The sequence below is a fragment of the Phocaeicola acetigenes genome (assembly GCF_027529745.1).
GTDB lineage: Bacteria > Bacteroidota > Bacteroidia > Bacteroidales > Bacteroidaceae > Phocaeicola > Phocaeicola acetigenes.
Window position 1 is genome coordinate 1 of record NZ_JAPZVM010000022.1, and the last position, 1,596, is coordinate 1,596.

Annotated in this window: 2 protein-coding genes; both read left to right on the forward strand. The window is 44.4% G+C overall.

Features of this window, described 5'->3' with window-relative positions; genetic code table 11:
• The first annotated feature begins 98 nt into the window (after positions 1-98).
• On the forward strand, positions 99-530 hold the full coding sequence (locus tag O6P32_RS13520) for an ISAon1 family transposase N-terminal region protein (protein ID WP_229084594.1): 432 nt from the start codon (positions 99-101) through the stop codon (positions 528-530).
• The gene (locus O6P32_RS13525; RefSeq protein ID WP_022300745.1) at positions 484-1,560 is read left to right on the forward strand and encodes a transposase; all 1,077 of its coding nucleotides are present in this window, start codon (positions 484-486) and stop codon (positions 1,558-1,560) included. The genes O6P32_RS13520 and O6P32_RS13525 overlap by 47 nt, the downstream gene beginning before the upstream one ends.
• Positions 1,561-1,596: the final 36 nt, after the last annotated feature.

Here is a 1,596-nt window from a genome sequence, read left to right on the forward strand (position 1 = left end):
GGCACAGTTGCAAATATCCGTGGCTTATTTTTGTAGTATAGGTCTATATTTTCTTGTTTAATGCTTAAATGTTTATAAGAAGCATTACCTTTGCACTCATGAGTAAGCAATCAGCATTTGACTATAAGATTCTGGCAAGTTACCTTCTTCCCAAAGGCATACTTGAGTTCTTCGACGTTACAGCCGTTAACGAAGACCACACTGGCATTATTGAAGAGACTGGTAATGAGCGCGTCCTTCTTCACATCTATCTTGACGAAAAAGATGCACGGGAAGAAGAGTGGCACGACCTTAAGCCCAATGGTTTCACGGAAAGCCGTCAGGTTAACGACTTTCCTATCCGTGATCACAAGGTCGTTCTTCATGTCAGACGTCGCAGATGGTTAACGGCAGAAGGCAGAAACATAATCCTTGACAGGTACTCGTTGCTTGCTGATAACACCAGCTACTCTAAGGAGTTTGCTGATGTCTTAAAAAAAATATTTGGATACCTACCCGATAACGGCCCGCTCGCTGGGGCTATACTTTAAGGTAGATGGCAATAACCTGGAGCGTGCTTACAAGGATCATCTGAGCGGTTTCCGTAATTGGGAACAAGCCAGTCATGCAGAGGACTGGGTGCTGCATCCTAAGAACATAGGCAAACGGCTGGGCATTGACGAGACCATGCTTCACAAGGACCTGATGACATTCTTGACCAACAAAGAAGGGCATGGCAAACGTCACACCTTAATAGCAGCTGTAAAAGGCACTAAGGCCTCAGACATTATCAATGTTCTTATGCAGATACCGCAGGAACAGCGAGAGCTGGTCGAGGAAGTTACCATGGACTTCTCTGACAGCATGTTTGCTGTCGTCACAGAAGCCTTTCCTAATGCAGCCATAGTCATTGACTGCTTCCATATCGTCAAGCGTTGTATCGAAGCAGTGGATGAACTCCGCCTCAAAGCTAAACGAGAAGCACAGAAAGCACAAAACAAGGAGAAGGCCATGTTCAAAAAGAAACTTGAACAGCTGGTAAAGAGCCGTAAATACTACCGCAAGAAACATCCAAAGAAATACAAAGGCAAGAAGCGGGGACGCAAGCCACAGAGGTTGAACAAACGCTTCAGGCCAACCATGCTTGCCAATGGCGAAACTGTCATAGAACTACTGACAAGAAGCAAGTATCTGCTGAGTGTGAGTGGTGAAAAATGGACTGACAGGCAGAAAACACGTGCAAAGATACTTTTCAGGATGTTCCCAAAGATAAAGGAAGCATATACTTTGATTTGTAGCCTAAGAAGCGTGTTTAGCAACAAGTCTATCGACCGGGGTACTGCGAAGGTTCAACTGCATGAGTGGTATCAGAAGGTTTCAGCTTGTACGTTGCGTGAAGTAAAGGCTGCAAGGGATGCCATCAAGTACAAGGAAGAAGAAGTACTAAATTACTTCATAAACAGATCAACCAATGCTCATGCTGAATCTCTTAACTCTAAGTTGAAAGGCTTTAGAGCACAACTACGCGGTGTGCAGGATTTACCTTTCTTTATGTTCAGAGCGTCCATAATCTTTGGATAACATGATTATATTGCCACGGACTTATGCAACTGTGCC

Bases quoted from the DNA above. Each gene is read 5' to 3' on its own strand.
- O6P32_RS13520 (WP_229084594.1), top strand. From the start codon at position 99: ATGAGTAAGCAATCAGCATTTGACTATAAGATTCTGGCAAGTTACCTT.